The following is a 25,027-nucleotide window of genomic DNA, read 5'->3' as shown; positions in this document are numbered from 1 at the left end:
TCCAACATGCCTGTTGATACACCCACCGCCACCAGCAACTGGAGTTTTCCCACGGCCGTGCGTTTCGGGAACGGCCGCATCGCTGGCCTGGGCGAGATGGTACGCGAACTCGGCGCAAGCCGGCCGCTCGTCGTCACCGATGCGGGTCTGAAGGATCTTTATCCCGTACAGCGTACGCTTGAAGCGCTGAAAGCGGCAGGTCTTGCGGCCGGGCTCTACTGGAACGTCAAACCCAATCCGACCGGCGGCAATGTCGCCGACGGCGTCGAGGCCTTTCGCGCCGGCGACCATGATCTGGTGGTGGCGATCGGGGGTGGCAGCGCGCTGGATGCGGCCAAGGCAATCGCCTTCATGGCCCGCCAGACGATCCCCATGTGGGATCTTGAGGATATCGGCGACAACTGGAAACGCGCCAACACTGTCGGCCTCGTGCCTGTCATCGCCATTCCGACAACAGCCGGGACAGGCTCGGAACTCGGCCGCTCCTCGGTGATCACGCATGAGGACGACAGGCGAAAGGTGATCGTCTTTCATCCGCGCATGATGCCCGAAATCGTCGTCATGGACCCGGAGCTCACCGTCGGCCTGCCTGCGCATATCACCGCCGCAACAGGCATGGACGCCCTGTCCCACGCGCTCGAAGCGCTGAGCGCCCCCTCCTTCCATCCCATGGCGGAGGGCATTGCGCTCAACGCGCTGCGGCTGATTCACAAATGGCTGCCGACCGCCACCCACGACGGCAGCAATCTGGAAGCACGTGGTCAAATGCTGATCGCTTCCGGAATGGGCTGTGTCGCGCTGCAGAAGGGCCTGGGCGCAATCCATGCGCTCGCTCATCCGCTTGGTGCTCTCCACGACGCACACCACGGCCTGCTGAACGCCGTGCTGATGCCATATGTCGTCGCGTTCAATGCCCCGGCGATTGCAGATAAACTCGAACTGCTGGCCCGCGTTCTGGATCTCCCGCGCAAAGACGCGGACGGTGTCATCGACTGGATCGTTTCACTGCGCGGCGACCTCTCCATTCCGGACAAATTGTCGGGCATGGGATTGAAAGACATCGACCTCGACAAGGTGGCGCAGATGAGCCTGCTCGATCCCTGTGCCGGCGGCAATCCGGTCAAGCTCGACGAAGAAAGTGTGCGCGGCATTCTTTCTGAAGCGAAGTAGCCCCTACCCGTGTAGAAACCGATTTCCCGACCTTGCCCTGTTCGTCATGCGACCCCGGCAGGCAAGGAAAGCCTGACAAGCCGGCAGGATCTTGCCTCGCTTAACGCGAGGCAAGATCCTGCCGGCTTGCTTTAGTCTGACCGACGCCACTCGCCTCAGTTCGGTAGAATTACTGCCCTTCGCCTGCAACCGGCCATGCCGTCGCGGCAGAGCCGATGAGTGCGTCCAGGCCGCCATCCTCCACTGTTCGATGAAGCGAACCACGCATGCGTTGGTGACCGTTTTCCGTGCGCGCCGGAACGTCGGAGCAAAATCAATTTGACGGGCCACGACAAATTCACTATTTTGATTATGTTCAATATACTGAACAAAGACGGAGGATGGACGTGAGCGGACGCGGAGTGGAGCGTGTCTTGGACATGATTGAGTGGTTTGCCGCCTCACCGGAAGGCGCAAGCCTCTCCGAAATTGCGGCTGCTCTCGCCATGCCAAAGTCGAGCGCGCTTCTGATGCTGCAGTCGCTCACCGAACGCGGCTACATTCATCGTCTTGGCAGCGGCGAATACCAACTGCTCAGGCTGCCGGGCGAAATATCGCCGGACGGCCGCAATTACGGTGCACTCATCGCTCTCGTTTCGCCCTATCTTGCAGACGCTGTGCAGCAGACCGGCGAGACAGGCTTTGTCGCCGTCTTGGAAGGCCCGTCCATCCGCTATCTCAACAAGGTGCTGCCGAAACGCGAAATCCTCTATGATCGCGATATCGGTCCGACACGCCCCGCGCATAAAGTCGCCAGCGGCGTGGTTCTGCTGGCAGCCGGAAGCGACGCGGAAATCGAGGCTTACGCCGTGTCCGCCTCACTGTCCGAGGCAGAGCGTTCGAAGCTCCTGAACGCCGTCGAAAGCGCCCGCAAATCAGGCTTCTACGTCAATCCCATGGGGATCGTCGAAGGCGCAGCGGGCGCCGCCGCGCCGATCATGGGCGCAAACGGCAAGGCGATCGCCGCGCTCAACATCTCCGGGCCTCAGGTCCGGTTCGTCAAGAATTCCGACCGCATTTCTGAAGTGGTCCGGGAAACGGCGGTGACGATCAGTGAGGAGCTGGCGCGCCGCAGTCGTCGTTTATCCAAAGGGAGGTAAGAATGAAAATCGTGGCTCTGACAGCCGTTGCAGGCCTGTTTGCCGGCATCGCCGGTTTTGCGCAGGCACAGGACGTGCCGGCCGGATATCCGGAAGACTACGCCAAGATCATCGAGGGTTCGCGCTCGGAAAAGGGCCTGATGATCTATTCCAACATGGCTGACAACAATTGGCAGCCGATCATCGCCGGTTTCAACGCAAAGTATCCCTGGATAAAGGTCGAGACCGTCGACCTCGGCTCGGGCACCGTGCACTCGCGCTGGGAAGCCGAGAAGGGATCGAGCGCCCGCACCGCCGACGTGCTCGTATCCGGCGCCAACGACCGCTGGGCGGCGTATGGCAAAGACGGCCTGATGGACGATTATAAAAGTCCGGAAGCCGATAAGCTGCCGGAATTCGCGCGTCCCTATCCGGGCGTGAACGTGCTTTCCACCGATCCGCTGGTCATCACGTACAATGCGGCCCTTCTGACGGAAGATCAGCGCCCGAAGGGCTTTGCATCGCTGGTTGAGGCCGCGACGGCCGATCCCGGCAATTTCAACGGCAAGATCACGACCTATGATGCGGCCCGCAACAGCTTCGGCCTGACAGCCTGGTGGGCCTACATGGACAAGAAGGGTGATGCCGGATGGGACGGTCTGCGTAAGATCGGCCCGATGATCCGCGGTGAAACCTCCGGCGGCCCGATGAACGAAAAGATCGCCACCGGCGAATATCTGATGGGTATCGCCGTGTCCGGCATCACCATCTTCCCGCGCCTCGAGCAGCCGGGCGGCGAGATTCTCGGTTTTGCCTTCCCCGACGACGGCACGATCATGATGCTGCGCGGCATGGGCATCCCCAAGGGGGCGGCCAACCCGAACTCCGCCAAGCTGTTCGTCGATTACGCGCTTAGCCAGGACGGCCAGACACAGGTCGGAAAGGGCGGTCTGGTGCCGTATCGGGAAGATGTTCCGGAAGACCAGGTTCGCTACACGTTCCAGAAGATCGGCGAGATCGTCGGCGAGGACAATATCATCACGGCCGGCTTCGACCAGCGCCTGATCACCGAAGCGGGTCCCTTCGTCGAGAAGTGGAACGCCGCACTCGCCGGCAAGTAAGCCGACCCGAAGGGCCGCCGTCTGGTCGGCCCTTCCACCAACCCTGACAGGAAAATTCGATGACGGATATCAGCCACCCCGGCGCGGCCGGACGGGGGATAGACCGATCACAGGCGATCTACTGGGGCGTTGCGGCGCTGACGACGATCCTCGTGTTTGGTCCGATCACCCCCATCATCTTCCAGGCCTTTCTCGACAAGCCGCTCTATGATGACAGCGCGGTCGTCACGATCGGCAACTTCACGCGCCTTTTCAGTGAACCCGGCATGGCCGGCGTGTTCTTCAACACGCTCTATTTCGGCGCGCTGACCATGATCGTGGCCCAGGTATTCGGCGCCGTCATGGCCGTGCTTGTCGGCAGAACCAATCTACCGGGCCGCAAGTGGCTGGGCGAGATCTTCATCTGGCCGCTCTTCGTCTCGAACCTCGTCATCGCTTTCGGCTGGTTCACGATGTACGGCCCGTCGGGCTTCATAACGCTGGCTGCCAAGACATATCTCGGCGGCGCGCCGTGGAACCTTTACACCGTGACCGGCATGGGAATCGTCGCGGGCCTCAGCCAGGCGCCGCTCACCTATCTCATGTGTCTGGCGGCCGTCACAAAGGCCGATCCGCTGCTCGAAGATGCGGCGCGATCCACCGGCGCAGGTCCCTTCCGGGCGCTGTTTTCCGTCACCATCCCCATGATCCGCCCGGCGATCATCTACTCCGCGGTGCTGAACTTCGTCGTCGGCATCGAGATGCTGGCGATCCCGCTGCTCTTCGGCGGACCGTCCGGCATCCAGACGGTCACGACCTTCCTCTACAATGCCGGCATCAACGCGGCGGTCCGGCCTGAATACGGCATCGTTGGCGCTGCGGCAGTGATCCTGCTCCTCGTTGTCGCCTTCCTCGTCTGGCTCCAGGGCTTCCTCATGAAGGGTGCAGGCCGTTTCGTCACCGTACGCGGCAAGGCCAGCCGTCCCTCGACGCTGGATCTGGGCGCTTGGCGCTGGCCCGCTTTCCTGTTCGTCTTCGCCTTCGCGTTCCTCACGATCATCTCGATCTTCGGAGGCATCTTCATGCGCTCGGCCGTGAGCTTCCTCACGCCCCTTATCCCGTTCTGGAAAGTGCTGACGACGGCGAATTTCGAGCATGTCCTGGGCTCGGCCAACTATGTGCGCTCGATCGTCAACTCCGTCCTCGTGGCAACGATCGGCGCGGCGATCGGCACCTTCTTCATCCTGGTGATCGCGCTCGTTGCCCGCCGGTCGGATTTCCGTCACAACCGCGCGCTCGAATATATCGCGCTTTTCCCGCGCTCGCTCCCGGGCATCATCGCCGGCCTCGGCTTCTTCTACGCGGTCATCTGGCTTCCCGGAGCGGATGTCATCCGCGGCACGATCCTGGTCCTGATCCTCGCCTTCATGATCCGCTACATCCCGGTTGGCTTCGGCGCCATTGCGCCGGCGCTCGCCCAGGTCGGCGAAGAGCTCGACCGTGGTGCCCGTATATCCGGAGCCGACTGGTGGACGACGGTCACGCGCATCATCGTACCGATCCTGAAACCGGCATTGTTCAGCTGCTACGCCCTGCTCTTCATCCACTTCTTCAAGGAATACGTGACGGCAGCGTTCCTCTATCAGCCTGGATCCGAAATCATCGGCACCACCATGCTGCAGCTGGTCGCCCAAGGCGATAACGGCCCGGTCTCCGCACTAGCAACCATTCAAGTCGTCATTACCGCCGCGTTCGTAATCCTTGCACGCCGCGTCATGGGAGCCAAAATCTATGGCTGATCTCGTTCTTCAGAACCTGACCATCAAATACGGTGCGGTCACGGCCGTCGACAACCTCAACATCCACGTCGCATCCGGCGAATTCCTGACGCTGCTCGGACCGTCGGGATGCGGCAAGTCGACCTCGCTGTTTGCCGTTGCCGGCCTCAACCACGCGACCTCAGGCACCATCCGCGTCGGCGAGCGGGTGCTTTTCGATGGCAACCCGAGCAACACCGTCCCCCCGGAACGGCGCAACATCGGTCTCGTCTTCCAGTCTTATGCGCTGTGGCCGCACAAGACGGTTGCCGAAAACCTGGCTTTCCCGCTGACGCTGCGAAAGATCGGCCGGGCTGAGCGCGACGAGCGCATCAAGGAAGCGCTGGGTCTCGTGGAGATGCTGCCCTATGCGGATCGATATCCGTTCGAACTGTCCGGTGGCCAGCAACAGCGCGTGGCGCTTGCCCGCGCGCTCGTCTACCGGCCGCCGCTTCTCCTGCTCGACGAGCCCCTGTCGAACCTCGATGCGAAATTGCGCGAGCGCGCCCGCGTCTGGCTGCGCGAGTTGCAGGAGCGGTTGAACGTGACCACCATCTACGTAACGCATGACCAGGCGGAAGCCCTGGCCGTTTCCGATCGCATCGCCGTCATGAGCATGGGCCGGATGCGCCAGCTCGGCACGCCGCGTGAGATCTACGAGCGCCCCGCCGACAGCTTCGTCGCCGACTTCATCGGTTCGTCGAACTTCTTCGATGGCACGATGCTTGAAAACGGCACGGACAAAGCCCGCATCCGCCTGGCTGATGGCAGCGAGATCGTCACACCGCCGGGTGCCGCGGCAAGGGACGGGTCCGTGGTCGTCGCCATCCGCCCGGAGAAGATCGAGCTTTCCAGCTCGGCCGGCCAGAACACGATGCGCGTCTCGATCGATCAGCGGACTTATCTCGGGTCGGTCTGGCAATATGCCGTGCGCTCCGGCTCAATCGAGTTCCGCATCCAGACCCCCGTCGAACTGAAGGAGGATTCGGTCCTGGTGCATATCCCGCAGGAACATTGCGCTGTCTTCCCCGACAAGCCCGGCGCGAATTGAGGTCCCCGATGGCAGACAGCAAGAAAACCGTTCGCTTTCAGGCAGACCGCATAGGCCCCCTGCACGGGATCCGTGTCGTTGACCTGAGCCGCGTCGTCGCCGGCAACATGTTGTCGCTGCAGCTTGGTGATTTCGGTGCGGATGTCATCAAGGTCGAGCCGCCGCAGGGAGACTCGCTGCGCGAATGGCGCGATAACGGCTATTCGCTGCACTGGAAGACCTATGGCCGCAACAAACGCTCGATCGTACTCAACCTGCGCCAGCCCAAGGCCCTGGAAGCCCTGAAGAAGCTATTGGCGAAAGCCGATGTCTTCATCGAGAACTATCGTCCCGGTACGCTCGAGAAGATGGGGCTTTCGCCGGAAAGCCTGCTCGAACTCAATCCGAGGCTTGTCATTGTGCGGATATCCGGCTTCGGGCAGGACGGCCCCTATGCGGAACTGCCCGGGTTCGGCACGCTGGTTGAGGCCATGAGCGGTTTTGCGTCGCGCACCGGCTTTCCGGATCGCGAGCCGGTACTGCCGCCGCTTGCCCTGGCCGACATGATCTCCGGCCTCACCGGCGCAAACGCCGTGATGATGGCGCTGTTTGCCCGCGAACGCGGCGATGCTGCCGGCCAGGTCATCGACCTGTCTCTTCTCGAGCCGATCTTTGCGTCGCTCGGCCCGGAAGCCTCGATCTATCAAGTCACCGGCAAGGTCAAGCAACGCTCCGGCTCGGGCTCCAACACGGTATCGCCGCGCAACGTCTATCTGTGCAGCGACGGGAAATATGTGGCCCTGTCGGGATCCACCCAGGTCATCGCAATGCGCATCTTCGACATCATCGGCCGACCCGACATGAAGGACGATCCACGTTTTTCCACGAACATGGAACGCGTCCGGCATCGTGAACTGGTCGACGCCGCCCTTGGGGCATGGTTCATCACCCGCACCCGGGACGAAGCCCTCGCCGTAATGCGCGGCGCCGGCGCCACCGTCGGACCGGTCTACGATATCGCCGATATCAGCACCGACCCGCATTTCGCCGAGCGGGAGATTATCGTGGATGTCGAGGATGCCGATCTTGGCAGAATTTCACAACACAACATTTTTCCGCGCTTTTCCGGCACACCCGGGGTCTTTCGGCATCCGGCGCCTGATGTCGGTGAGCAGACCGAGGCGATCCTTTCCGAAATCGGCATGACGCCGGCGGATCTGGAGGACGAGGCGTGATCTCCTCGCTGCTTTACGTTCCTGGCAACGCACCGCGCTTCCTGGAAAAAGCGGGACAGCGAGGCGCCGATGTCGTCATCATCGACCTGGAAGATGCGGTGCCGGAAAATGCCAAAAGCGAGGCCCGGGACGGTCTGGCGAAATGGGTACCGGAGATCAAGAAAGGCGGCTGCCAGGTCTATGTTCGTGTGAACCAGTCCGACCGGCTGCTCGACGATGCAATCGCAGCCGTAACGGCCAATGCCGACGCGCTCTATATTCCGAAGGTCAGCAGCGTCGACAGCCTTGTTCATCTGGCGGAAGGTCTTTCCGGGCATGAAGCGGATCGGCACCCGATCGGCTTCGTTCCTCTTATCGAGGACATGAAGGGTCTGCTGGACGTCCGGACGATCGCCCATGGCCCGCGCGTGTTCGCTCTCACGTCCGGTGGCGAAGACCTCGCGACGGCGATGGGTGCAAAGCCGACGCCTGAAGTTCTGCGCTATCCCAAGTTGATGATCCATTATGCGGCCAAGGAAGCGGGTCTGCTTTCCTTCGGATTGCTGAGAACGACCGTGGATTTTGCCGACAAAGCTGCCATACGGGCTGCCGCCCTGGAAGCGCGCGACTTCGGATTTGATGGTGCGACCTGCATTCATCCGTCGGTCGTGCCCATTCTCAACGAGTGCTTCGCGCCGACCGCAGAGGAAGTCGAATGGGCCCGCAAGGTCGTATCGGCCAGCAGGCAGGAAGCGGCGGCAGGGCGAGGCGCCTTCATGCTGGACGGCCAGTTCGTCGACGCGCCAATCGTGACGCGCGCCGAAAATCTACTTCGCAGATCTGAGAAAGGACGAGCCGCCACATGACCCATGATATCATACAGGGCGTCGAGCATGGCACGCGAGGCCGGCGCATTCTCGTGAGCCACAACAAGATCGCCGAAAAGGCGATCAGGCTGCTGAACCAACACGATATCGACGTTTTCTTTTCCCCGCCCTACGACCCGTCCGACGTTGTGGCAAAGCGCGCCGCCGAGCTGGAAATCGACGGCCTGATGGTGCGCCAGGGACGCATCAACGCGGAGGTTATCGCCGCATCGCCGAAGCTCAAGGTCATCGCCAAGCATGGCGTCGGCGTCGACAATGTCGACATTGCGGCGGCGGCCAAGCTTGGTATTCCCGTACTTCGGGCGATGGGCTCGAATTCGCGCGCCGTCGCCGAGCACACGATCGCACTGGCACTGAGCCTGATCAAGGAAGTGCTTCCGCTCGACAGGGCCGTGAAGCGCGGCGAATGGCCGAAGCCGACCTTTACGGGCAAGGATGTCCTTGGCGCCACGATCGGCCTCATCGGTTACGGCGGGATCGGCAGGGAGACGGCGCGAATGGCCGAAGCGCTCGGTATGGAGGTCGTGGTCCACGATCCCTTCGCACCGGAAGCCGCCGAGGCCGATGGCTTCGTATCCATCGGTGATATCGATGCCATGCTGCCGTCAGTCGACGTGCTGAGTATCCATTGCCCGCTCACGGCGACGACGCGCAATCTCATCGATGCGCGACGACTTGGATTGATGAAGAAATCGGCGGTCCTCGTGAACACCGCGCGCGGGGGGATCATCAACGAAGCGGACTTGGCGCAGGCCCTTGCCGGCGGCACCATCGCAGGTGCGGCCCTCGACAGCTTTGCCACGGAGCCACCGCCCGCCGACAGCCCGCTGTGGACATTGGACACGCTCATTGCGACGCCGCATATCGGCGGCGTGACCTATGGCTCTGCCGATGCGATGGCGGTCATTGCCGCCCAGCACATCATCAGCGTTCTCGATGGCAACCCGCCCGATCAGCGCTCGATCGCCACTCCAACCGAACTGTCTGCCTGAGGCTTGCAATGACTTATGGATTTCGCATCAAACTGAACTGGGACCGCATCGAGCCTTCGCTCGTGGACGCCTTCCGCAACCTGCCCGTTGCCAATGTCAGCGATTCCATGTCGCGCATCTGCGGGCTCGGCACGAGCATGCGGCCGATGCACCGCTCCGGTACGCTCGCCGGCCCGGCTTTGACGGTGCGCACGCGCCCGGGCGACAACCTGATGCTGCACAAGGCGATCGACATGGCGCAGCCGGGTGATGTCATTGTCGTTGATGCCGCCGCTGATATGGCCAATTCGCTGATGGGCGAACTGATGCTCGCGCACGCGATCCGGCGCGGTGTCGCAGGCTTCGTGCTCAACGGCGCCATCCGCGATGCAGAGGCGTTTCTGGAGCACAATCTGCCCACCTTTGCGGTCGGCGTGACGCATCGGGGGCCATATCGCACAGGCCCGGGCGAAATCGGTCTTCCGATCGCGATCAACGGCACGGTTGTCGAGCCGGGTGATCTGATTCTCGGCGATATCGACGGCGTCGTCTGCGTGCCGAAAGCGCACGCGGCCGATGTTCTCAAGGGGACGATCAAAAAGCACGAGGCCGAGGCCAAGCAGATGGCCGAAACCAAGGCCGGCACCGTCAATCGCGACTGGGTCGACAAGGCGCTGAAGGAAGCCGGCTGCGAATTCCTGGAATAGCCTGGAGCGCTGCAGGCGCCAAGGCACCTTCAACGACGCCAGCCGGGCGATTCTTCGCCCGACGTCGGCCACGCTTGGAGCGATTGCTACGAGGCCATCTGAAGTCTCGAAGCGCCTGGCGTGGCGGCATCATCGAAACGGAACTGCCCCACCAAATCCCGCAATTTACGGGCTTCGGCAGCAAGGTTCATGGACGCTGCGGTGGATTGTTCCACCATGGCCGCATTCTGCTGTGTCGTCTGGTCCATGGTGTTGACGGCCTTGTTGACTTCCACCAGGCCAACCGACTGTTCCTTGGCCGCCGTCGCAATGGCGTTCATATGCTGGTTGATACCGGAAATGCGCTCTCCGATCTCATTGAGCGCGACCCCCGTCTCGCGCACAAGCCGCACGCCGCTTCCAACTTCCGCAGACGATGTGTTGATCAGTGCTTTGATCTCCTTGGCGGCTGTTGCGGAGCGCTGCGCGAGTTCACGGACTTCCTGCGCGACAACGGCGAACCCCTTGCCGGCTTCCCCGGCACGCGCGGCTTCGACCCCGGCGTTCAGCGCAAGCAGGTTGGTCTGGAAGGCGATTTCATCGATGACCCCGATAATATTTGAAATCTGTTGCGAGGAGCTCTCGATCCGCTGCATCGCTTCCTCCGCCTGGCGTACCACGTCAACCGATCGGACAGCGCCATGATCAGCCTCCGTTGCGGCGGCGCGGGCCTCCTCGGTGCGTTTGCTGGAATTGCTCACGTTTGCCGTGATTTCATCGAGTGCAGCCGCGGTCTGTTCGAGTGAGGCCGCTTGACGTTCCGTGCGGTGAGCAAGATCGTTGGCGCCGGACGAAATTTCCTGCGTGCCGCCGTCGATGGCCGAAATTGCCTGGGAGATCGCCATCAGCGTTCCGCCCAACTGGCTTAGAGACGCATTGAAATCGTGGCGAAGGCTCTCGAAATCCGGCGAAAACGGCTCGTTGAGCTGGAAAGCAAGATCGCCTGATGCCAGGCGCTTGAGGCCACCGGCGAGGCCGGAGGTTGCGATGCGCAGCCGCTCGGCCGCGTCGGCCTCCGCCTTCTGCTGCGTCGCGATACGGTCGCTCTCCGCCTGCTCGCGAGCCCGCGCAGCCTCCATCTCGAGTTGGCGTTTGGCAATCGCCGCCTTGCGGAACACCTCGACCGCGGCGGCCATCGTCCCGATCTCGTCCTTGCGACCAAGCCCGGCGCAATTCACATCCGTATCACCATCGGCAATTTTCACCATGCCTGCTGACAACTGAAGAATGGGAGCCGTCACGGATCGACGAAAGAAGACAAAAAGGGCGATGGACAGGATCAGCGTCAGTCCGAGAATGGCTTTCAGCATGTCGTTGATGGTGTTCGCGGTCTGGGTGCTCTGGTCGGAGATCGATGCGGTGACCGTCTCGATTTGATCCCCGGCGTGCTCCATCGCGCTTTCAAGCGCCGAGAACTGCGTCATGAAATCCGGTAGCGCACGCATCGCATCGACAGGGCTTTTCTCCGCCGCTGCCACCATCTTGGTGGCGCTGTCGATGTAGGTGAGGAGCGGCGGCTCGACATCTGCAAGCGCCTTCTGCGTGACGGGATCTTTCGCCAGCACCTTGTTCTCGTCGATCACGCTGCGGAACGAGGCGATGTGCTCCGCGAGATCGGCTTTCACCTGGTCGAACTTGATACCGGCCGCGGGATTGGAGGCATGCAGCGCGGCAAGTACATCGGCGCGAAGGGCGTCATGCATCATGTCGGCCTGCATGTGATTGCGAAGGATCTGCCCCGACCCGGCAATATCGACGGCATCCGCATTCATCGTCGACGCCGACCAGATTCCGACGCCGGCAGCGCCCCCTGCGATGAGAAATATGGCAATGCTCGCGGCGGTGATCTTGTGTTGAATTGATGCCATTGTGCTGTCCCCAAAAGTATGGAGCCATTATGTTAGGTTAACCTTAATAACCGATGAACCCTTCCTGTTTGCAGCGAATCGAGCCGGTATCTGTCGCTGAGACAGCATTCCGGCTGAGGACAGGCCGGCAACAACCGCCGCAACAGGCGCAATTTTTTCCGAAAAAACTCTTGAAACGCGGATTGCTTGCAACCAAATCGACTGCCGCCAGCCGCTGGATAGGGCTGGTTTGCTGGAAGCGTCGTCTTTCGGCGCTCCGTACCCATGTTGCTTCAAGGAGGATATGGCTATGGCAACATCTTACGATTACGCACCGCTGTTCCGCTCGAGCATCGGCTTCGATCGGGTCTTCAATCTTCTGGAAAACGCACAGCGTGCCCGCTCGATCAGCGACTGGCCGCCCTACGACATCGCCAAGACGGGCGATGACAGCTACCGGATATCGATCGCGGTCGCGGGTTTCGCACGAGACGACCTTGACATCACGTTCCAATCCAATCTCCTGACCGTCACAGGCAAGAGACAGGAGGCGTCGGCGGAAGGCTACCTCCATCGAGGAATCCCCGCCCGCTCCTTCGAACACCGCTTTGAGCTCGCCGATCATGTCCGGGTGAACGCTGCGGATCTGAACAATGGCCTCCTGTCGATCGACCTGGTTCGCGAAATCCCTGAGGAAATGAAACCGCGGAAGATCGCCATTCAGAGCGCTCCGGCGCTTGAACAGTCTTCCGCCCCGGCGCAGATCGAGGCACAAAAAGCCGCGTGAGCAGACGCCAGTCGGAGGGCGCCGTTGCGGCGGCGCCCAAGCACATCCAAGGCAAGGAAGGAGAAGCTGGATGAAACCCGATCTGTTCGAGCAGCCCCTGTCGATTCTTGTCGGCCTCGGCTTTCCGGCCGAGGTTCGTTCGGTAATGGAGGCTTACCGGCACCTCGTCGAGTGGCCGGCATCGTCAAGGGACGCCGCCCATTCGGTCGCTCTCAAAGCTTGCAACGCGGCACTGCGCGGCGAGATCGAAGCGGAAACGGCACGCGGCCTGTTCGCTGCCTTCGCAGAAAAACATGACCTGCTTGCACCCGACAGCCATATTCTTGCAGCATCGCGATTGCATCGAGACCGTGATCCGCATGTGCGCTAAGGTGCACAATGATGAACGGTGACATCGGTAAGCCGGCGTTGAATTGCGGAGAAGCCCGAAATGACCGTCGAAGAGATTCTGTTCGATCCGAGTGAATGGGTACCCAACAATCCGCGGCTCCCGGTTCTTCTCTATGGATCGGTCGAAAGTGAAAAGCCGTTTGAAGCGCTTTTTGCGGCCAATGGCTGGACCGGCATCTGGACCAACGGGGTTTTCGACTATCAGCATTACCATACGAGAGCCCATGAGGTCCTGGGTGTGTCGAAGGGAAACGCCACCCTCCTGATCGGCGGGCAGGGAGGCCGTCACTTGCATGTCTCGAAGGGCGATTGCCTCGTCCTTCCAGCGGGCACCGGACACCAAAATCTCGGCTGCTCTGACGACTTCGAGGTGGTGGGCGCATACCCACCTAACCAACATGCTGATATCCAAACATCTGCCGCCTCCGCCGAACAACTCTCGACGATCGCGTCTGTGCCCCTGCCCCGTACCGATCCGGTATATGGTTCATCAGGTCCATTGCTCGCCCGCTGGAGGTAGATCCGCCTTGAACCGAGAAGAGCCGCCGTTCCCCGTTGGCCGAAAACGATTTACGGAATGACAAAGAAACCGGTGAAGGCGGTCGTCATATCGCCCGCCTTCGGCATCACGGGCATCGATCCGTCGCTTGTCCTTTCACCGTCCGCGGACATCGCCGAAACACGCAAGAAGATCGAAGCGCAGGCCGCCGAACTCGGCGCCGGCATCCCGCCCTATCTTGGCGGCATCATCACCGACATCCAGCTTGAAACACCGGCTATCGGTATCTCTCTGTCTTATGCCGATTGCGCCATTGCCCAGCAGGCCGCCGACATGATCGCCCAAAGATGGACGACGATGGCCGGCGACAACGCACAGGGCAAGATCACAGCGGGGACCGCTGAGGGCATCGACGGGCTCTGCGCAGCCGCCGTCAAGGTGGTGCTCGCCGAGCCGGGCATCGAAAGAAACCCGGCCTACGAACAGATCTTGTCGTCCTATTTCACGCGCAAGGCCGGCATTCTCAACATCGGGACGCAGTAAGCCATCGGCGTCAGTTCGCCGAGTAGGACAGGTTGCAGACGGACGATCCGACCTTCGCCAGCTTGATCACCTCCGCGCCGTCGACCCAGTCCGAGATGCTGATCGCACCCGCGCCCACGGCGTCGGCGGCACCGTAGCGTTCCGCCAGCGCCGCCCCCAGCGCATCACACGCCGCGACGTCGGCGGGATTGAACATGACGAAGCGCAGCGTTTCATCGGTGTCGAACAACAATGATACCTGACCGGGCACACCCTCTATCTCGCGGGAAAGCTTGACAAGCGGCGCGTATTTTTTGCCCCCCTGCTCATAGATCTCATTGCCGGCTGGCGCATGTTCGACAGCACCGTCGAGCACCGCGATGGACTCCTTCGGCGACATGCCCCATCGCGTCGTTTCCCAGCCTGCATAGGCCGGCGCGGAGACCGAAAGGGATAGGGCGATGGCCGCAAAACCGGAGCGCGTTGTGATCGTCATGGCGTTTCCTCTTGTTGAACCCGATCATCAGACGCACGCCGGACTGCAAACCTTGGTCGAAACCGTCCGGCGCGAGCAAGGCTGGGGGTGGTTTGCAACGGGTGGTGCTATTGACGCGTGCCGTTGGCGGGCCGCCTCCAATAGGCCGTTACGGACGTCTTGCCAAGACGTGGCAGTCTCGTCGACAGGCACGCTCGAAGTTCAGCGGCGACGCCATGCTCGCATCCCGCCCAGACGCTGAGTCCGCCTGCTTTATCGTCGAGCTGCGTTTCCACCGCATCAAGGATCATCGCGGGATCTCCGGCCGGACGTCCGTTGCGAAGTAACCACTCTATATGCAGACCTGGCCCGGGACAGAGATAGGCTGTTTCGGCGATATCGCTGACCTCGACAACGGCTTTTATTTCCGCTTGTCCCGCAAGCGATTCCGCTATGCGGGCGATCGCAGGCAGCGCCGTTTCGTCTCCGATCAGAAGCAGCTTTTCGCCGGGAGGCGTTCCACCGCCGCCCGGACCCATGAGGCCGGCTATCTCACCCGGTATCGCCCGGTGAGCGAAGGCAACGCCTGGGCCGGATGTCGTTTCGTGATGCAGCACGAAATCGATGGCAAAGGTGGATGTCCGCTCATCAACCCACCGTATTGTGTAAACGCGGCTGGAAAGCGTGTCGTCCCCGGCCGGCCAGGTCAGGCGGCCACTTGCCGATTGGCGCGGCCAGCGCGGCACCTTTCCGTCTGGCGGGAAAAGCAACCGGACATGATGGTGGTTCGTGTTCAGGAATGCAGGCAGTCGGCCAGCCCGAAAGACGACGCGTCGCATTCTTGGCGTAACCGCTTCCGCGCGCTCGACGCGAACCTCCTGGAAATTGGCCGGAACGGCGTCTGTTGCGCCCTCACCCGACCATTCGACCTGCGCGTCCGCAGCAAACTCGAACACGTGATCTGCAATGAAGGTTCTTATGACGGCGAGTTCCGATGCCGTCGACGCGGTCGCCTCGATGGCAAAGCCCGCAAGAGACCGCCGAAGGCGCACATGCCCATATTCGCTCATAATGTCAGCGCCATCAGCTTGGCGCTCGACATGAGCATGTGTTTCAAGATGGTCCAGGAAGACCGTCAGGAAGAGATCGGGGTTCGCCAATTGCACATCGGCCGTTGTCTGCATGGCTCGCGTCATGCCTTTTCGCCCTGCCGAACCGGCAATTCACGCTGATCGAGCTTCGCCAACTGCCGATAGGCCAGTCCTATGCCGGCGAAAGAAACAAAAGTCGCGATGCCGAACAGGATGGCATAACCCAGGCGATCTGCGAGGAAGCCGGCGATGGAGGCCCCGACGAGATAAACGATGAGTTCGGCACAGGTGAGAATGGTAAAGTCGGTGCCGGGCTGCTCGTTGGAAGACGACTTCATGAAGAGCGAATAGATGGCGACGAGTTCCATGTAGCGGATCAATGACTGGAAGGCCGAGGCGCTCATGGCGACGATCGGACCGGGAAAGACGTGGGCCGCGCAAAGCGTGAACACGAGGAAACAAACCGTTCGGAGCACGCCTAGTGTCACGAGCGCGGCTTTGAGGCCGGCCTTGCGAATGAGAAATGCACTGATGACGGCGCCGACCAATCCAGCCGTCGCTGCCGTGCCCCCGCTGAGATAGCCGATCCATTCAACCGGCAGGCCGATATCGACAAGGAACGGGCCTTCCATGCCCCGGACGAGGCCCTCGCTCGCGCGGTACGTCAGGGCAAATCCAAGAATGATCCAGGCATTGGGACGCATAAAGAAAGCGCGCAGGGTCGCTGCGGGCTTGCCGCGAAGCACCTGCTGGTGCTCTCGCGTCTCCCGCATCCACACTGCTGCGGCAAGCGGCAGGAGCGATAGCGCTGCCACGATGAGGATCGTCATCGTCCAGCCGATCCTGCCGAACAGGACGAGGGCCATCGTTCCGCCCAGCACAACGCCCAAGGCAACCGCACCCGCCTGAATGGCGTTGCCAACCGCCCGCGTCGCGCCGTCGAGATGACGCACCGCGTATCCGTCCGTCGCGATATCCTGCAGAGACGAAAGAACTGTGATCGCCAACCCGATGGCGAAAAGCGGCCCCGCCCGGGACGGATCGAAGAACGCCATCGATGCGATCAGGGCGCTAACCAGGAGCTGGGTCGGAATGACCCAGCCGCGCCGATGCCCCAGTCGCGCCAGCGGCGAAATACGGTCGACGAAAGGGGCCGCCAGGAACTTCAGCACCAGCGGCAACATCAGGAGCGAAAAAAGACCTATGACCGTTCGGGACGCGCCGGCATCCCGCATGAGCGGCGGCAGCGCTACGATCAGCAGGTAGGTCGGAATGCCCTGCGCGAGATAAAGGCCGCCGAGGACGGCGTAGAGCCGACCCCGCTGCGCATGTGTTTGCTCTTGAACCGACACTTTAGAACGCCTTGGTCAGCGATACGGCGAAGGTGCGGCCGCGGCCCTTGTAATCGAAGATCGCCTCGTTTGCCAAAGCACCGTAGAGTGCCTTGGCGCGGGAGCCCCAGATCGTCGTATATTCCTTGTCGAACAGGTTGTGGACGCCGAAATTCACGGTCGTCGCGGTATCCTCGAAGCGGTAGGCGCCGACGAGGTCGAAGAGCGTGTAGCCATCGATCTTGTAATCGTCCTTGTCGGTCAGGTCGAAGACATGCTGGCCCTGCAGGCGCAGGCTGAGCGCCTCGCCGCGCCAGCCGATATGGCCGCCGAGCTTGGAGACGCTTGCCGATCCGACGCTGTCGTTGCTCCAGCCTGCGTCGCTCTTAACCTGCGTACGGACCCACTGGCCAAGCGCCCCGATTTCGAAGCCGTATGCGAGATCGACGCCGACCTTGCCTTCGATACCATAAACGCGTCGCTCCTGGTCCTGCATTTCAACGGCGAGCGTCGTGCGGTTCAGCGTGATGGATCGATCCGACAAAGAGTAGAAGGCGGCGGTATCGAAACGATAATCGCCCTCATCCAGCCGATAACCGAGCTCGAAGGAGTTCGTCTTGATGGCCTCGAGAGCCGATTGCGCAACATTCACGCTGTTGGTCAGCGTATAATGGCCGCCCGCCAGCGAATATGCGCCGAAGCCGTAATATTTGGCGGGATCGGGCAGTTCAAAGCCCTGGCTGAAATTCGCGTAGACCTGTTGCGTGTTCGTAATGCTGTAGGTCGCACCGGCATTGAGCAGGACCGCGTCGTAGCTCACAGAACCGCCGGGAATGGCGTCGGCGGAGGTGGCCGTACCCTGGAGAATGGCGATCTGCTGCTGGGCGCCGATGAAGTCGCCGACCTTCGTGTCGACATATTGGTAGCGGACGCCGCCATTCACCGTGAGCGCGTCGTTGACCTCATAGGAGGCCTCCAGAAATCCCGCGACGGTGCTGACATCGAGGGCAGGATACAATCCCGTCACGCCGATCGTGTCGAAGTCCATCGCTCCCGAGGTCAACGCCGTCATCAGGTCGAAGATGTTCTGGCGGGAGGAGAAAGAGTCCCGGTCGGCATCGACACCATAGGTAATGCGCAGACCATCCGTCGGCTCGGCCACGAGCGCGGCCTTGACGCCATAATAGTCCGTGTCTTGCGAACTGCCATAAAAATAGGTGGACGATGGGAAGGGATGGAATTGCACCTTCTCCGACCGGTGAAAGGCCTGCAGCATCAGGCTCTGCCCTAGGAAATCGTCATCCGTGTAGGTCGCGTTCAGCATCGTGCGGCGTGTGCGGGGATTGAAATCGGAACTGTAGCCGCTGCGCGCTTCAAAGAGGCTGGGATCGGAAAGCGCGGCCAGGAACGGCCCGAAGTAAACGCCGTATTCGGAGTCCTGACGGCTGTCGAAAAACTGTCCCGTCACTTCAAGGCGCCTGTTGGCGTCGATCTGATATCCGATCGAACCCATCAGATCGAGGCTCCGGTTGTCGGCGGTCGAGGTCTGCGTGATATCGGGCATCAGCAAATTGCCGCGGCCGTCATAAAATGTACCCGTTCCAAGGCCCGAAACCGCAAAACGCGCGTCCCAGTCCTCGCTCTTGTACGTCACTGCGGCGGCCGCGTTCTTGTCCAGGTCGCCGCTGCCGGCGAATCCGCTCTGCGCACCCGCCGTCACCTCGGCGTGCAGTCCCTCCTCTGCATTATTGCCCTTCTTCGTGATGATGTTGATGATGCCGCCGGTGGCATTTCCGCCATAGATGGATGTGGCGCCGCTGAGCACCTCTACGCGTTCGATATTGAATGGGTCGATCGAGTCGAACTGTCGGCTGACCCCGCGCGCAGAATTCAACGAGACGCCGTCGATCAGCACGAGTGCGGCACGCCCGCGCAGGTTCTGGCCGTATGACGTACGCGAACCGTAGCTCGCAGCGTCGAAGCTCGGTATCTCGTGGGCGAGGATCTGCTGCAGGTTCTCACCGGATCGCGCGCGGCTCTGGATTTCCTCGGCCTCGACCACATGGATCGTCTTTGCCGTTTCGGAGATCTGCTGCGGTGCGCGGCTGCCTGTCACCGTGACGGCCTCGAGCATGGTCGCGCCCTGGCTGGTGGTCTGTGCGGTCGCTTGTGTCCTATCGAGCGCGTCTTGCGCATAGGCCGGCAACGCGGCAGTCATGGCCACCAAAGAGACACCAAACCGAAGTTCCAAACGCATGAGTTCATCTCCGAGACGTTGACAAGCACCAGATCAAGGCCGATTGCCAAACAAGATTAATTTAGTCATGTTTATAAGCGTCTCGACTGGAGTGCGCAGATTGTCGCGAACATGACTTGGACAGAAACGAACGGAATCGGATTTTCTGAAGTGCATCGCAACCGGCAGATCACCCCACTCAAGTTCGGCGCAACGAGAGGTGCAGAGTATCCCAAGGGTCTCTGGCGGCTCGTCCTGCGGGAAATGCTCGGCGATATCGACGTCGAGTCCGATGCTATTTTCGAAAAAGCGTCCGGCCTGTTCTTTGCCAGGCTCGGTCTCTCCCTGACGACACTTTACCTGCCGGCGACCGCCGTCCGCTTCTGGACGACCGGGCTTTCGGAATCGGGCCTCGTGATCATGCGCGCGATGGAGGGGCCACTTGTCGTCGAGCAGCGCCGACGCCGGGTCGAGGCCCCTGAAGGCGATGTCATCTTCGCGATGGCGGACGCACCGCTTACCATCGAATTGCCGCTCGGGGGGCGTTTTGATTGCGCCTATCTTCCAAGCCACGTCGTGAATGCGTCGGATATGCAGCTTTCCGCCATTCTCATGCAGCAGATTTCCGCAAGCTGCCTGCCGTTGCAACTGTTGATCACCTATGCGGGCTACATGCTGCAGCAACAGCGGCAGAATGACAGGCACGCCGATATGATGGTGCGCCACTTCTACCAGTTGCTGCCCGTGCTCGTGGCTGAACTTGCCGCCGACACGAAGCGGACCGGCAGTCCGGACCGACTGACGGCGATCAAGACGGCGATTGCAGGAAACCTCGCGGACAGCACATTTTCAGTTACCGATGTCGCCCGACAACAGGGTGTTTCACCACGCGCTATTCAGAAGCTTTTTCAGCGGACCGGCACCACATTCTCGCGCTACCTTTCAGAGCGCCGCCTGGAGGGCGCAAAAGACGCCCTTATGCTGGGCAACAGCAGCATGTCCGTCACACAGGTCGCATTCGATTTCGGTTTCGACGACCCGGCCTATTTCAGCCGGGCTTTTCGCAAGCGATACGGCATCTGCCCGAGGAATCTCCAGATTGCCGCTCGCAAGTCAGCGTAGGCGTGGCCACTTGGGCCCGTCGCTGGACCAACTTCCATGGGAGCACGATTTCGGCGGGTGAGAGGGCGTGCAAACCACGCCTCCTCTTGACGCCGGAAACGAGCGCGCGCATAAAGTTGCATGATACAACTTTATAAGGTCTGCGTATGGTGATGGGCGTATCTCAGTCGACAATCGATGCCCTCCGGGCAGCCTCCCGCCAACTTGTCCGGCAGCTTGGCTTCATGGGCGGAGACTTTGCTGGCACGGAGCTCTCGCCCTCTGCAGTCCACGCTCTCATCGAAATCGAGAAGGGAACGGCGACGGCGCGCGATCTGACCGCAATTCTCCGCCTTGAAAAGTCCAGCGTCAGCAGAATGCTGCGCAAGCTCGTCGAATCCGGCGACGTGCAATGGGTTGCTGGCAAAGAGGATTCTCGAACCAAACTTCTTTCACTGACATCGGCTGGACGGAAACGCGTCGCTGCCATCCATGCCTTCGCCCGCGAGCAGGTTGCCGGAGCGCTGGAACGTCTGGAACCGGGGCAAGATCGAGTTGTTCTCGACGGCATGCGGCTTTACGCCCGCGCATTGTCGCCCCCAGACGACACCACCCGATCCGAGGGTATCCACGTGCTGGATGGGTATCGGGCCGGCCTCATCGCTGGGATAACCGGGCTGCATGCGCTCTACTATTCTCAGGCATACGGGTTTGGTCAGCCATTCGAAAGCGTCGTCGCGAGCGGCTTGGCCGAGTTTTGCGGCCGCCTGGACAGGCCGACAAACCAGATATGGGCGGCAATGCGTGATGGCCGGATCCTTGGTTCGGTCGCCATTGACGGCGAGGATATCGGGCCGGATACTGCTCATCTCCGCTGGTTTATCGTCGACCCTGCCCTTCGAGGGATGGGGGCCGGAAAGCGCATCCTGGATGCAGCTTTGGCCTTTGTGGACGCGCATGGCTTCAAGCAGACGCATCTCTGGACCTTCGCCGGCCTCAACACGGCGCGATATTTATACGAATCGCGTGGCTTCGTTCTCGCGGAGGAACAGCTTGGAACCCAGTGGGGCAACGAAGTCCTCGAACAGCGTTTCACGAGAACCAAGCCTTGAACATTCCGGAGTAACCCGAGCTAGCACCTGAGAGCTTGATAGACCGTGCAGAGGGCGGGACATTACCGACACTGGCGCCGGGGACCTCCGTCGAAGGGCTGGTATGTATTGTCTTCAGGGCGGTAAGACCTGTAGCGTTTGCTGCACCTGGAAATATGATCGTCCAGATCCGCGGTGACTTGCTCGCCGTTGAGGCCACGGTTCCCGAGCGCGCGATGGGCGCTTAAAAGAACCTCTTCAGCCGCGCCGGCTTCCGGTTCGGACACATTGCTTTCAACCGTCATGTACGGCGAAATGCAATGCCTCCGCTTGCGTGGGCCATGGCGATCAGGCAGATCACGCCACGGCGCGCCAGATCGCAGGACCCAGAAGATACCGTTCAACACGCGTCGGTCATCGACGCGAGGCACGTCTCGCGGCTTGTTAGGTAATAGCGGCTTGATCATGCGCCATTCAAAATCTGTCAGGTCATATCGGCTCATCGTGAGCCCTGAACCAGAAATCGTCGCGATGTGAAAGCGTAAAAGCAGAAGACGACCTCGCATTGGAGGCAGTTCGATGCTATCGTTCGGGCAATATAAAACGGGGCAAGACAATCATGGATTTGGCAATTCCCAGCGCAACGAATCTCAGCCTGTTCGTCAGCGCCACACTGGTGTTACTTCTCGTGCCGGGACCGGCAGTTCTTTACATCTTCGCGCGCTCGGTCGAGCAGGGTCGCTCTGCCGGGCTCGTTTCGATCCTTGGCATCCATGCGGCCACGCTTGTTCATGTCGCCGCCGCCGCTGTGGGGTTGTCGGCGCTGCTGGCGTCATCCGCGCTCGCCTTCAGCGTGGTGAAATATGCTGGCGCGGCCTATCTGATCTGGCTTGGCCTCAAGAAGCTTTTCGGCCCCTCGGACATTCCCGACGTTGAGGGCGGTTTACCGACGCGAAGCCGCATGCGCCTCTTTCGTGAGGGCTTTATCGTCAATCTCCTCAATCCGAAGACAGCATTGTTCTTTCTGGCTTTCTTGCCGCAGTTCGTTGACGTCAACCGTGGTCATGTGGCTATGCAGATCGCTTTTCTCGGGCTCGTTTACACAGCGATTGGCGTTCTGACGGACAGCTCCTACGCACTTGCCGCCGGCACGGCCGGCAAGTGGCTGAAGCGCAGTCCTGTTTATCTCAAGGCTGAACGCTGGGTCAGTGGTTTCGTGTATATCGGTCTTGGCTTGACGGCCGCTTTCGCTGGCAATCAAAAGAAATAAGACCGTCCGTCCTCCTCTGGAAGTTGCCCTAAAAGGCGAACACGTCGGTGACGATCTGGAATTAACGGCACATCGTCGCAAAAATCAGATAGTCGTCCGCGTTTATGGGTTCACGACTTAATACGCTCCGCCTGCCCTTCCCTCAGGATGGGCAGGCGATTTATCGATGGAACTAAAGGCCGCTACGCTCGTTTGCGAGATCAGCTCGTTGCACGATTTCGCAAGGAGGCGAGGAGACCGAGGGTACTTATCGCATCGTCCGCACGCCCGACCTCAATACGCTTCGGAAAATCTCGCCGTTGGACAGTGCGCCCTAGCTTGTCAGTCTTTGGGCATGTGTCACGACATCTGCAATGGTGTTGCGAAGCCACAGGTGAGCAGGATCGCTCGCGCGACGCTCATGCCAGACCTGCACAAACGGAAATGGCGCTATCGGAAACGGCGGCTCGAAGAAAACCAGAGAGGGATCGGATTCATGGAGTGCGAGCGCATTGCGCGCGACCGTCAGGACGAGATCCGTTCCATGGATCAGCCGCGGTGCGTTGCCCCAATGGGGCAGCGTGACCACGACGTGTCGCGTACGGCCTAAAGCGCGTAAAGCCGTGTCGATTTCGGTGTTCGTGCCGTCGTTCATCGCAACGAGAACGTGGGGCCTTGCAAGATAGCCGTCCATATCGAGGCGGTCCTTGCCCGCCATCGAACTGCGGTCCGCCACGCAGGCGAAGTGCTCGATGGCGAGCTGCCCGGCTTGCAGCCGTTCGGGAAGATCAGGAAAGACGCCCAGGGCGAGATCGCACTCGCCGTCCAGCAGCAGCCGAAGCATGGCTTCCCGGCTCGACTGGGTCACTACAAGTTCGATCCCTGGCGCCTCGCGACGCAGCCTTCGCAAAAGACCGGGGAGCACAACGGCAGAGCCATAGTCCGACATTGCAAGGCGAAAACCCCGTTTCTCACGCGCAGGGTCGAAGCCGTTCGGGCCGAGGACCTCCCTCATCTGTCGCAGGGCTTGCCCCAGAACCGGCGCGATCTCCATTGCCTTGGCACTTGGAACAAGCTGACCACCGCGGCGTACGAGCAGGGGATCGTTGAACAGAAGACGCAGACGCCCGAGCGCATGGCTGACTGCCGGCTGGCTCATATTGAGCCGCGTGGCTGTCCGCGACACGTGCCGCTCGGCCAGAAGGGCATCAAGGACCACAAGAAGGTTGAGGTCGACGCCTCGGAGATTATTCACATCATGCATAGCGAAGATATTACATCGGAATTTCCATCAGCACACCAAATAGTGCACGTGGTGGGCATCGGAGGTTATTCGCCATGCAAACCAATACAATATTCCTTGTCTTCGCTGCCGTCGTGACCGGTGCGGTCGTTCCGTTTCAGGCAGGAGCAAACGCGGCTCTCGGACGGTCGCTTGGTCATCCGCTTTGGGGTACGCTCGTATCCCTTTGCGTCAGCCTGGCCTGCATCCTGCCCGTCATGCTTTTGACGAAGGTGCCGTTGCCGACCCTGTCAAACCTTGTCCACGCGCCGCGCTGGATATGGATCGGCGGCATAGTCGGCGTCGTCTACATCACCGGCGCGCTCATGCTTGCGCCAAAACTCGGCGCGGCCGGCTTCATCATGGCGGTCATCGCCGGGCAGATGCTGGCGTCGATCATCATCGACCAATGGGGCCTCGTCGGCCTGCCGCAACAACCCGTTTCATGGTCCCGCCTTGCCGGTCTCGGCCTCATCTTCCTCGGGCTGATCGTGATGCAGTTCCAGACATTCTGGCTGAAGCCGCCTGCCGGTTCGTGACGGCTAAATGCCTGCGCCGACAAGCCGCGTCAGGGCGAGGCAACGAGATGAAAAAAGTTCAAACACCGCCGGATCACGACGTCCCACTTTCAGAGGGCTTCACGTTCGAAAAGTGATGCAGCGCTATCAGCCATGCGCTTTCCGTCTCCGTCACAACGAAGGAGGTGCGAACCCTGTTATGCACGATCGTGCCGTCCATACGGCGATTGACGATATTGCCGAAACCCTGCGCGATAAACAAACCCTCCCCTAGAGAGCGGATTTGCTGGTCGATGAGGGAGAGCGTCACGCCCTGGAGAACGTCCTCATAGCTGCGGAAATACGCCTCGACATCCAAGCGGCCGACATAAAGCCGGGGGAGCAAACCAAAAAAAACGGCGTCGTCCGTGTAGATCCGCGAGAGCGCCTTGCTATCCCAGGTCGCCGCGGCATCGTTCCACCGCTGCTCTATCTGATTGAGGATTATTTCATGCATTTGAAAACAGATGCTCTCGGACGGAAACCTAGCGGCAGCCATCATGGGTTATGTTTCGG

24 protein-coding genes and 2 pseudogenes are annotated in these 25,027 nt (G+C 60.9%); 17 read left to right on the top strand and 9 right to left on the bottom strand.

All coding sequences use genetic code 11. The features are described 5' to 3' along the window. The first annotated feature begins 6 nt into the window (after positions 1 to 6). From B5M41_RS01685 to B5M41_RS01645, 9 genes are all read left to right on the top strand, one after another. Positions 7 to 1,170: an iron-containing alcohol dehydrogenase gene (locus B5M41_RS01685; RefSeq protein ID WP_134646383.1), complete on the top strand. Its 1,164-nt coding sequence runs from the start codon at positions 7 to 9 to the stop codon at positions 1,168 to 1,170. A gap of 287 nt (positions 1,171 to 1,457) precedes the next feature. Next, positions 1,458 to 2,309: an IclR family transcriptional regulator gene (locus B5M41_RS01680; RefSeq protein ID WP_209020838.1), complete on the top strand. Its 852-nt coding sequence runs from the start codon at positions 1,458 to 1,460 to the stop codon at positions 2,307 to 2,309. A gap of 2 nt (positions 2,310 to 2,311) precedes the next feature. Next, complete coding sequence (locus B5M41_RS01675) at positions 2,312 to 3,409, top strand: ABC transporter substrate-binding protein (RefSeq protein WP_134646381.1); 1,098 nt, start codon at positions 2,312 to 2,314, stop codon at positions 3,407 to 3,409. A 59-nt stretch (positions 3,410 to 3,468) separates the two neighbouring features. Beyond that, a complete protein-coding gene (locus B5M41_RS01670) occupies positions 3,469 to 5,187 on the top strand; it encodes an ABC transporter permease (RefSeq protein WP_134646379.1) in 1,719 nt (572 codons plus the stop codon). Further along, on the top strand, positions 5,180 to 6,256 hold the full coding sequence (locus B5M41_RS01665) for an ABC transporter ATP-binding protein (protein WP_134646377.1): 1,077 nt from the start codon (positions 5,180 to 5,182) through the stop codon (positions 6,254 to 6,256). Before B5M41_RS01670 ends, B5M41_RS01665 begins: the two co-directional genes overlap by 8 nt. Positions 6,257 to 6,264: 8 nt before the next feature. Beyond that, positions 6,265 to 7,470, top strand: a complete 1,206-nt coding sequence (locus B5M41_RS01660) for a CaiB/BaiF CoA transferase family protein (RefSeq protein WP_134646375.1) — start codon at positions 6,265 to 6,267, stop codon at positions 7,468 to 7,470. Then, complete coding sequence (locus tag B5M41_RS01655) at positions 7,467 to 8,315, top strand: HpcH/HpaI aldolase/citrate lyase family protein (RefSeq protein WP_134646373.1); 849 nt, start codon at positions 7,467 to 7,469, stop codon at positions 8,313 to 8,315. Before B5M41_RS01660 ends, B5M41_RS01655 begins: the two co-directional genes overlap by 4 nt. Then, complete coding sequence (locus B5M41_RS01650) at positions 8,312 to 9,328, top strand: hydroxyacid dehydrogenase (protein ID WP_134646371.1); 1,017 nt, start codon at positions 8,312 to 8,314, stop codon at positions 9,326 to 9,328. The genes B5M41_RS01655 and B5M41_RS01650 overlap by 4 nt, the downstream gene beginning before the upstream one ends. 8 nt (positions 9,329 to 9,336) lie before the next feature. Further along, entirely contained in the window at positions 9,337 to 10,014 is a 678-nt protein-coding gene (locus B5M41_RS01645; protein WP_134646369.1) for an RraA family protein, read from the top strand. Between the two features lie 86 nt (positions 10,015 to 10,100). On the opposite strand, the gene B5M41_RS01640 is transcribed toward B5M41_RS01645, so the two are convergent. Then, complete coding sequence (locus tag B5M41_RS01640) at positions 10,101 to 11,921, bottom strand: methyl-accepting chemotaxis protein (RefSeq protein WP_134646367.1); 1,821 nt, start codon at positions 11,919 to 11,921, stop codon at positions 10,101 to 10,103. Positions 11,922 to 12,210: 289 nt separating this feature from the next. Here B5M41_RS01640 and B5M41_RS01635 point away from each other — a divergent pair, with 289 nt between their 5' ends. The 4 genes from B5M41_RS01635 (at position 12,211) to B5M41_RS01620 (ending at position 14,119) form a co-directional block, all read left to right on the top strand. After that, positions 12,211 to 12,687, top strand: a complete 477-nt coding sequence (locus B5M41_RS01635; RefSeq protein WP_134646749.1) for an Hsp20 family protein — start codon at positions 12,211 to 12,213, stop codon at positions 12,685 to 12,687. A gap of 70 nt (positions 12,688 to 12,757) precedes the next feature. Continuing rightward, positions 12,758 to 13,057: a DUF982 domain-containing protein gene (locus B5M41_RS01630; protein WP_134646365.1), complete on the top strand. Its 300-nt coding sequence runs from the start codon at positions 12,758 to 12,760 to the stop codon at positions 13,055 to 13,057. 60 nt (positions 13,058 to 13,117) lie between these two features. Then, positions 13,118 to 13,597 carry a cupin domain-containing protein gene (locus B5M41_RS01625; RefSeq protein ID WP_134646363.1) on the top strand — a complete coding sequence of 160 codons (480 nt, stop codon included), beginning with the start codon at positions 13,118 to 13,120 and terminating at the stop codon, positions 13,595 to 13,597. A 57-nt stretch (positions 13,598 to 13,654) separates the two neighbouring features. Next, positions 13,655 to 14,119, top strand: a complete 465-nt coding sequence (locus tag B5M41_RS01620; RefSeq protein WP_134646361.1) for a hypothetical protein — start codon at positions 13,655 to 13,657, stop codon at positions 14,117 to 14,119. A gap of 10 nt (positions 14,120 to 14,129) precedes the next feature. On the opposite strand, the gene B5M41_RS01615 is transcribed toward B5M41_RS01620, so the two are convergent. The 4 genes from B5M41_RS01615 to rhtA all read right to left on the bottom strand — a co-directional run bounded on the left by B5M41_RS01615 (position 14,130) and on the right by rhtA (position 19,252). Beyond that, positions 14,130 to 14,594, bottom strand: coding sequence for a hypothetical protein (locus B5M41_RS01615; RefSeq protein ID WP_134646359.1), 465 nt, complete (start codon positions 14,592 to 14,594; stop codon positions 14,130 to 14,132). A 107-nt stretch (positions 14,595 to 14,701) separates the two neighbouring features. Continuing rightward, positions 14,702 to 15,757 carry a siderophore-interacting protein gene (locus tag B5M41_RS01610; protein WP_167718786.1) on the bottom strand — a complete coding sequence of 352 codons (1,056 nt, stop codon included), beginning with the start codon at positions 15,755 to 15,757 and terminating at the stop codon, positions 14,702 to 14,704. An 8-nt stretch (positions 15,758 to 15,765) separates the two neighbouring features. Further along, entirely contained in the window at positions 15,766 to 17,016 is a 1,251-nt protein-coding gene (locus tag B5M41_RS01605) for a RhtX/FptX family siderophore transporter (protein WP_134646355.1), read from the bottom strand. Position 17,017: 1 nt separating this feature from the next. Then, the gene (gene rhtA, locus B5M41_RS01600) at positions 17,018 to 19,252 is read right to left on the bottom strand and encodes a TonB-dependent siderophore receptor RhtA (RefSeq protein ID WP_167718782.1); all 2,235 of its coding nucleotides are present in this window, start codon (positions 19,250 to 19,252) and stop codon (positions 17,018 to 17,020) included. A gap of 150 nt (positions 19,253 to 19,402) precedes the next feature. Between rhtA and B5M41_RS01595 the strand changes: the two genes are divergently transcribed. Together B5M41_RS01595 and B5M41_RS01590 are read left to right on the top strand one after the other, a co-directional pair. Then, on the top strand, positions 19,403 to 20,353 hold the full coding sequence (locus B5M41_RS01595; RefSeq protein ID WP_230639946.1) for an AraC family transcriptional regulator: 951 nt from the start codon (positions 19,403 to 19,405) through the stop codon (positions 20,351 to 20,353). Between the two features lie 152 nt (positions 20,354 to 20,505). Next, positions 20,506 to 21,444, top strand: coding sequence for a bifunctional helix-turn-helix transcriptional regulator/GNAT family N-acetyltransferase (locus B5M41_RS01590; RefSeq protein WP_413713157.1), 939 nt, complete (start codon positions 20,506 to 20,508; stop codon positions 21,442 to 21,444). A gap of 62 nt (positions 21,445 to 21,506) precedes the next feature. On the opposite strand, the pseudogene B5M41_RS01585 reads toward B5M41_RS01590, so the two are convergent. Both B5M41_RS01585 and B5M41_RS01580 read right to left on the bottom strand, forming a co-directional pair. Continuing rightward, a pseudogene (locus B5M41_RS01585) lies at positions 21,507 to 21,590 on the bottom strand (BA14K family protein); the annotation flags it as partial. 168 nt (positions 21,591 to 21,758) lie between these two features. Next, positions 21,759 to 21,926: pseudogene (locus B5M41_RS01580) on the bottom strand (transposase); the annotation flags it as partial. 116 nt (positions 21,927 to 22,042) lie between these two features. Between B5M41_RS01580 and B5M41_RS01575 the strand changes: the two are divergent. Further along, positions 22,043 to 22,693 (top strand): LysE family translocator, encoded by a 651-nt coding sequence (locus tag B5M41_RS01575; protein ID WP_134646351.1) that lies wholly within the window; start codon positions 22,043 to 22,045, stop codon positions 22,691 to 22,693. 313 nt (positions 22,694 to 23,006) lie between these two features. On the opposite strand, the gene B5M41_RS01570 is transcribed toward B5M41_RS01575, so the two are convergent. After that, positions 23,007 to 23,936 (bottom strand): LysR substrate-binding domain-containing protein, encoded by a 930-nt coding sequence (locus B5M41_RS01570; RefSeq protein ID WP_230639945.1) that lies wholly within the window; start codon positions 23,934 to 23,936, stop codon positions 23,007 to 23,009. A gap of 74 nt (positions 23,937 to 24,010) precedes the next feature. Between B5M41_RS01570 and B5M41_RS01565 the strand changes: the two genes are divergently transcribed. Then, positions 24,011 to 24,493: a DMT family transporter gene (locus B5M41_RS01565; protein ID WP_134646349.1), complete on the top strand. Its 483-nt coding sequence runs from the start codon at positions 24,011 to 24,013 to the stop codon at positions 24,491 to 24,493. Positions 24,494 to 24,566: 73 nt separating this feature from the next. Here B5M41_RS01565 and B5M41_RS01560 read toward each other — a convergent pair whose 3' ends face one another. Then, a complete protein-coding gene (locus B5M41_RS01560; protein ID WP_230639944.1) occupies positions 24,567 to 25,013 on the bottom strand; it encodes an SgcJ/EcaC family oxidoreductase in 447 nt (148 codons plus the stop codon). Positions 25,014 to 25,027: the final 14 nt, after the last annotated feature.

It is taken from the genome of Shinella sumterensis, from assembly GCF_004514425.2.
Taxonomy (GTDB): Bacteria; Pseudomonadota; Alphaproteobacteria; order Rhizobiales; family Rhizobiaceae; genus Shinella; species Shinella sumterensis.
Note: the sequence above shows the minus strand (reverse complement) of the source record. Positions and strands in the feature narration are given on the sequence as shown.

Bases quoted from the DNA above. Each gene is read 5' to 3' on its own strand.
- B5M41_RS01640 (WP_134646367.1), bottom strand. From the start codon at position 11,921: ATGGCATCAATTCAACACAAGATCACCGCCGCGAGCATTGCCATATTT.
- B5M41_RS01630 (WP_134646365.1), top strand. From the start codon at position 12,758: ATGAAACCCGATCTGTTCGAGCAGCCCCTGTCGATTCTTGTCGGCCTC.
- B5M41_RS01625 (WP_134646363.1), top strand. From the start codon at position 13,118: ATGACCGTCGAAGAGATTCTGTTCGATCCGAGTGAATGGGTACCCAAC.
- B5M41_RS01675 (WP_134646381.1), top strand. From the start codon at position 2,312: ATGAAAATCGTGGCTCTGACAGCCGTTGCAGGCCTGTTTGCCGGCATC.
- rhtA (WP_167718782.1), bottom strand. From the start codon at position 19,252: ATGCGTTTGGAACTTCGGTTTGGTGTCTCTTTGGTGGCCATGACTGCC.
- B5M41_RS01650 (WP_134646371.1), top strand. From the start codon at position 8,312: ATGACCCATGATATCATACAGGGCGTCGAGCATGGCACGCGAGGCCGG.
- B5M41_RS01670 (WP_134646379.1), top strand. From the start codon at position 3,469: ATGACGGATATCAGCCACCCCGGCGCGGCCGGACGGGGGATAGACCGA.
- B5M41_RS01645 (WP_134646369.1), top strand. From the start codon at position 9,337: ATGACTTATGGATTTCGCATCAAACTGAACTGGGACCGCATCGAGCCT.
- B5M41_RS01610 (WP_167718786.1), bottom strand. From the start codon at position 15,757: ATGCAGACAACGGCCGATGTGCAATTGGCGAACCCCGATCTCTTCCTG.
- B5M41_RS01560 (WP_230639944.1), bottom strand. From the start codon at position 25,013: ATGATGGCTGCCGCTAGGTTTCCGTCCGAGAGCATCTGTTTTCAAATG.
- B5M41_RS01575 (WP_134646351.1), top strand. From the start codon at position 22,043: ATGGATTTGGCAATTCCCAGCGCAACGAATCTCAGCCTGTTCGTCAGC.
- B5M41_RS01615 (WP_134646359.1), bottom strand. From the start codon at position 14,594: ATGACGATCACAACGCGCTCCGGTTTTGCGGCCATCGCCCTATCCCTT.
- B5M41_RS01635 (WP_134646749.1), top strand. From the start codon at position 12,211: ATGGCAACATCTTACGATTACGCACCGCTGTTCCGCTCGAGCATCGGC.
- B5M41_RS01665 (WP_134646377.1), top strand. From the start codon at position 5,180: ATGGCTGATCTCGTTCTTCAGAACCTGACCATCAAATACGGTGCGGTC.
- B5M41_RS01565 (WP_134646349.1), top strand. From the start codon at position 24,011: ATGCAAACCAATACAATATTCCTTGTCTTCGCTGCCGTCGTGACCGGT.
- B5M41_RS01570 (WP_230639945.1), bottom strand. From the start codon at position 23,936: ATGCATGATGTGAATAATCTCCGAGGCGTCGACCTCAACCTTCTTGTG.
- B5M41_RS01660 (WP_134646375.1), top strand. From the start codon at position 6,265: ATGGCAGACAGCAAGAAAACCGTTCGCTTTCAGGCAGACCGCATAGGC.
- B5M41_RS01620 (WP_134646361.1), top strand. From the start codon at position 13,655: ATGACAAAGAAACCGGTGAAGGCGGTCGTCATATCGCCCGCCTTCGGC.
- B5M41_RS01590 (WP_413713157.1), top strand. From the start codon at position 20,506: ATGGGCGTATCTCAGTCGACAATCGATGCCCTCCGGGCAGCCTCCCGC.
- B5M41_RS01685 (WP_134646383.1), top strand. From the start codon at position 7: ATGCCTGTTGATACACCCACCGCCACCAGCAACTGGAGTTTTCCCACG.